The 5,251-nt window shown below is 71.6% G+C and carries 3 protein-coding genes and 1 pseudogene; all 4 read left to right on the forward strand.

Going from position 1 to position 5,251, the window contains the following annotated elements; genetic code table 11:
• Nucleotides 1-99 (forward strand): annotated as a pseudogene (locus tag ACIGXM_RS37245) (ATP-binding protein); the annotation flags it as partial.
• Between the two features lie 328 nt (nucleotides 100-427).
• On the forward strand, nucleotides 428-4,024 hold the full coding sequence (locus ACIGXM_RS37250; RefSeq protein WP_396568562.1) for a nitrate- and nitrite sensing domain-containing protein: 3,597 nt from the start codon (nucleotides 428-430) through the stop codon (nucleotides 4,022-4,024).
• A gap of 6 nt (nucleotides 4,025-4,030) precedes the next feature.
• Nucleotides 4,031-4,453 carry a roadblock/LC7 domain-containing protein gene (locus ACIGXM_RS37255; RefSeq protein ID WP_396568563.1) on the forward strand — a complete coding sequence of 141 codons (423 nt, stop codon included), beginning with the start codon at nucleotides 4,031-4,033 and terminating at the stop codon, nucleotides 4,451-4,453.
• 199 nt (nucleotides 4,454-4,652) lie between these two features.
• The gene (locus tag ACIGXM_RS37260) at nucleotides 4,653-5,204 is read left to right on the forward strand and encodes a DUF742 domain-containing protein (RefSeq protein WP_396568564.1); all 552 of its coding nucleotides are present in this window, start codon (nucleotides 4,653-4,655) and stop codon (nucleotides 5,202-5,204) included.
• The last annotated feature ends 47 nt before the right edge of the window (nucleotides 5,205-5,251 follow it).

Consider the following 5,251-nt stretch of genomic DNA (forward strand, 5'->3'; position numbering starts at 1 on the left):
GACACCCCCATCATCACCCTCGACGCCCGCCGCCGGGACAGCGCCAAGAGCGCCCTCATCACCCTCGTCGAACACGCCCTCCTCGCCCGACTCCGATGAGACCAGCAGGGGACCCCGCCGCCGGGGTCCCCTGCTGTGTATCGGATAACGGTTCGGTAGGCATTTCGGGCGTTTTGATCACGGACAGTATGCATTTCAATTCGCTCCGTACACGGTCCTCGGGACTTTGTGCTGGGCTGTGGCTGAATGTCCAGATTGTGCACCAGCGTCCGCAAAACCAGGGTCGTTTGTCCCCTATCCCCGTACGTGCTGAAATTCCAGCGACCCCGAAGTCACCCAAGGCAGTTCCATCCAGCGGCAGGCCGCGGCCGGGGGGTAGCAGCTGGATTGATCCATGGCCGCAAGTCGGCCGAGAGGTTGTTGTCGAGTGAGGCGTAAGCAGCCAAGCACCCCGCAGCGGCGCTCCGAGCCCCGCGAGCCCGACGCCAGCGGCCAGAACCCGCCCGGTTTCTCCGCCTTCACGGCGAGTTCGGAGCGCCCGGCGTCCGGGCTCCCGGGCGGCCGTCCGGCGGCCGGCGGAGCAGGCCCGAAGGCCCCGAGCGGCCCCGGTGGCCCCGCTGGTCCTGGCGGCCCCGGTGGCCCCGGTGGACGCGGCCCCGCAGGCGGCCCCGACGTCCTGGCCGGCGGCGGCGACCGGCCGCCGTCCGGCAGCCGGTACGAGTCCCTGGCCTTCCGCAACTGGCGCGTGCCGGTGCGACTGGTCGCGATTCTGCTGATCCCGGTCATCATCGGCCTGGTCTTCGGTGGTCTGCGCGTCAACACCTCGTTCGACAGCTACACCAAGGCGAGCCACGACGAGCGCGCCGCCGAACTCGCCCGCGCGGCCACCAACCTGGCCAACGCCTACGAGAACGAGCGCGACCTCTCCGCGATACCCCTGATGACCGGCCAGGACCCGCAGGGCGAGGTCGCCAAGCTGCGGGCCCAGAGCGACCAGGCGCTGGTCGCCTACCAGGCCGCCTACAAGAAGGTCGCCCCGGACAACGACGCCGAACTCGCGGCGCGCAACAGCTCGTTCAGCATCGCGCTGAGCAGCCTGCAGGCGCTGCGCCAGAACGCCTACGGTCCGGAGCTGTTCGCCACCGCGACGGCGGCCGCCTACGAGGCGCTGATCGACCCGCTGCTCGCCTTCGACAACTCGATCGGCGGCGAGACCGCGGCCGGCGTGAGCCGGGCCCGCAGCATCTACGCGATGTCGCTGGCCAAGGCCTCCGCCTCGGACCAGCGCGCGCTCATGCTGACCCTGATGACCGGTGTGCAGACCCAGCGGGTGACCCGCTACGAGAACAGCGAGCTGATCGAGCAGCTGCTGGTCGCCAACAAGCTGCAGCAGGTCGCGATGACCGAGTTCCAGACCGGCTCGGACGACGCCGACAACAAGGTCTTCGCGGACGCCACGGTCGCCCAGTCCGACGCCGACGCCAACGCGCCGCAGCGGATGCCGGACGGCCACACCCTGCCGACCACCGACCTGCTGATGAACATCGGCCTCGCCTTCACCCAGGCCGCCCAGACCGGTGACTCCCAGGGCGTCGCCCAGGCCAACGCGGCGGCCGCCGCCGCCCAGGCCGCGGGTCTCACCTCGGACAACTGGCTGCAGGCCACCAACACGGTGATCAACCCGCAGCACGTGGCCGAGACCAAGCTGCTGAACAGCGTCGTGCAGGACTCGACCGCCGAGCGTGACAACGCGCAGAGCGACGCCATCACCAACGCCGCGATCGTGATCGCCTCGCTGGCCCTGGCCGGTCTGCTCACCGGGTTCATCGCCCGCTCGATGATCCTCGGCATGCGCGTGCTCAACACCTCCGCGCTGGACATCGCCAACCACCGTCTGCCGGACCTGGTCGAGAAGCTCTCCAAGACCGACCCGGACCGGGTGGACACCAACGTCGAGCCGATCGCCCTCTGGGGCAAGGACGAGATCGGCGAGGTCGCCCGCGCCTTCGACCAGGTCCACCGGCAGGCGGTCTCGCTCGCCGCCGAGCAGGCCCTGCTCCGAGGCAACCTGAACGCGATCTTCTCCAACCTCTCGCGCCGCAGCCAGAGCCTGATCCAGCGCCAGCTGGCGCTGATCACCGACCTGGAGAACAACGAAGCCGACCCGGACCAGCTGGAGAACCTCTTCAAGCTGGACCACCTGGCCACCCGTATGCGCCGCAACGGTGAGAACCTGCTGGTTCTCGCGGGTGAGGAGCCGGGCCGCCGCTGGAACACCCCGGTCCCGCTGGTCGACGTGCTGCGCGCCGCCGCGTCCGAGGTGGAGCAGTACGAGCGCATCGAGCTGTCGAACATCCCGGAGGCCGAGGTCGTCGGCGCCGCCGTGACCGACCTCGTCCACCTGCTCGCCGAGCTGCTGGAGAACGCCACCTCGTTCTCCAGCCCGCAGACCCGGGTCAACGTCAACGCGACCCGGCTGCCGGACGGCCGGGTGCTGGTCGAGATCCACGACAAGGGCATCGGCCTGACCGCCGAGGACTTCGCCGAGATCAACGAGAAGCTCGCCGAGCCGCCCACCGTCGACGCCGCGATCTCCCGCCGCATGGGCCTCTTCGTGGTCGGCCGGCTGTCCGACCGGCACGGCATCCGGGTCCAGCTGCGCCCCTCGGGCGAGTCGGCCGGTACCACCTCGCTGGTCATGCTCCCGCCCCAGCTGACCCAGATGCAGGCCATGCCGGAGCCGGAGGAGGAGTTCACGGTCTCCCGGATCTTCGCCGACCAGGAGCCGCAGGCGGCCGGTTGGCAGGCTCCCTCGGCCGCCCCGCGCAGCGCCGCGGAGCTGGGCTTCGACGACAACCTCGCGGTCGGCCGCGGCGGGGACGGCTTCAGCCCGGCCCTGGAGTCGATGCAGCGCTCGCAGCGGATCGACCAGCGCCGACGCGCCGCCCTGGAGGCCGGCCCGGGCGAGGAGGCCGGTCAGCCGGCCCCCGCCAAGGCCGACTTCGCCGGGCCGGAGTTCGCCGAGCCGGAGTTCGTCGAGGCCGAGTTCGTCGAGAGCGAGCCGGAGACCGCGGAGTACCCGCAGCCGCCGTACGCCGAGCAGGGTTACCCCGCGCAGCAGCCGTACGGGCAGGACCAGTACCAGGACCAGTACCAGGGCGGCTACTACGCCGACCAGGGCTACCAGGAGCAGGCCTACCCCGAGCAGCAGCAGTACGCCCAGGAGCAGTACCAGGGCGGCTACCAGGAGCAGGCCTACGGCCGCCAGGACGGCTTCTTCGCGAGCCAGGGCTACGCCGAGCAGCAGCCGCACGCCGAACAGGGTTACCAGGGCGGCTACGGCAACGACCCGTACCAGCCGGAGCGGTTCGACGGCTTCCAGCAGGGCAGCCGGCGGCCGGAGACCCCCGCCCAGCACCCGTACCAGGCGGAGACCCCGGCGCTGCCCGCCGGCGACGCGCTGGGCTCCGGCCTGCCGCTGCGCCGGCCCGGCCAGCAGCTGAACAGCAACCTGGGGGCCACCCGGGCGATCGGCACCCCCGGCGCCGACGAGCAGCCCAACTGGTTCACCGGTGCCCGGGACACCTCGGCCGACGCCGCCCCGGCGCGCGGCGGCCACGAGGTGTCGGCGCTCGGCGGTTCGAGCACGCCGACCGGCCCCAGCTGGCAGTCGCAGAACGACGCGGACTGGCAGCGTGCCGAGCAGCTGCGCGAGCCCTCCTCCAGCGGCGTGACCGGCTCCGGCCTGCCGCGCCGGGTGCCCAAGCAGAACCTGGTGGCCGGCAACGCCAAGTCGGCCGCGCAGGACGGGGCTTCGGCCCCGCAGGACGGGCCGCAGGTCTCCCGGAACCCTGAGGAGGTGCGCGGCCGGCTCACCAACCTGCGCCGTGGCGTCGAGCAGGGCCGTAACTCGGGTTCGACCGGGAGCTTCCGGATCGATCCCACCCAGCCCGGCCGGTCCGGGCAGGGACAGCACAACAGCAGCACCGATCTCTTCGGCGGCTCGAACCACCAGGAGCGTTGAGTTCAGATGAGTCAGATGAGCCAGGCCGCACAGAACCTGAACTGGCTGATCACCAATTTCGTGGACAACACCCCCGGGGTGTCGCACACGGTGGTGGTCTCCGCCGACGGTCTCCTGCTCGCCATGTCCGAGGGCTTCCCCCGCGACCGCGCCGACCAACTCGCCGCCGTCGCCTCCGGCCTCACCTCCCTCACCTCCGGCGCCAGCCGGATCTTCGAGGGCGGCGACGTCAACCAGACCGTGGTCGAGATGGAACGGGGCTTCCTCTTCCTCATGGCCGTCTCCGACGGCTCCTCCCTCGCCGTCCTCGCCTCCCCCGACTCCGACATCGGCCTGGTCGGCTACGAGATGGCCCTCCTGGTCGACCGCGCCGGCGCCGTCCTCACCCCCGCGCTGCGCGCCGAACTCCAAGGCAGCCTGCTGCACTGACGATCCGTCGGACGGCACCCCGGTGACGGGGCGCCGTCCGCTTCGTAGTACTTGTAGTATCCGACCGCCCACTCCGAGTCGGCTTCGGCCGACTCGGCGCCGGGCTCTGTACGGCCCCTCGCACCACTGGCCACGGCTCCTCCGGGACCGGGTCAGCTCCGTTGCTCCAGCACCGCCGCACCCTGTGAGGAGAGGACCCGTGACACCGCCCGATGACCATCAGGGCCAGTACGGTGTTCCGTACCCCGGCACCGGTCACGACGCCTTCGGCTCGCCCGGCGCCGGCCCCGGCCAGCCGTACGGCCAGTCTCCGTACGGCCAGCAGTACGGCAACCCCAGCCAGGGGGTCGAGCAGCCCGTCGCACCGACGCGCCCGACCCGCCCGGCGGAGCCGGAGGAGCAGGACAGCGGCCCGCTGATCCGCCCGTTCGCGATGACCGGCGGACGCACCCGGCCCCGGTACGAACTGGCCCTGGAGGCACTGGTCTCGGCCAGCGTCGAACCGGCCCGGCTGGCCACCCTGCTGCCCGAGCACCAGCGGATCTGCGGCCTGTGCGCCACCGAGGTGAAGTCGGTGGCCGAGGTCTCCGCGCTGCTCGGCCTGCCGCTCGGGGTGGCGCGGATCCTCGTGGCGGACCTGGCCGAGGCCGGCCTGGTCGCCATCCACCAGCCCGCCGCCGGGGGCGAATCCGGCAACCAGCCCGACGTCACGCTGCTCGAAAGGGTCCTCAGTGGACTTCGCAAGCTCTAGCCCCGCGGCCACCCGCGCCACCACCTCGGCGAAGATCGTCGTCGCAG

It is taken from the genome of Kitasatospora sp. NPDC052896, from assembly GCF_044547075.1.
Classification (GTDB): domain Bacteria; phylum Actinomycetota; class Actinomycetes; order Streptomycetales; family Streptomycetaceae; genus Kitasatospora.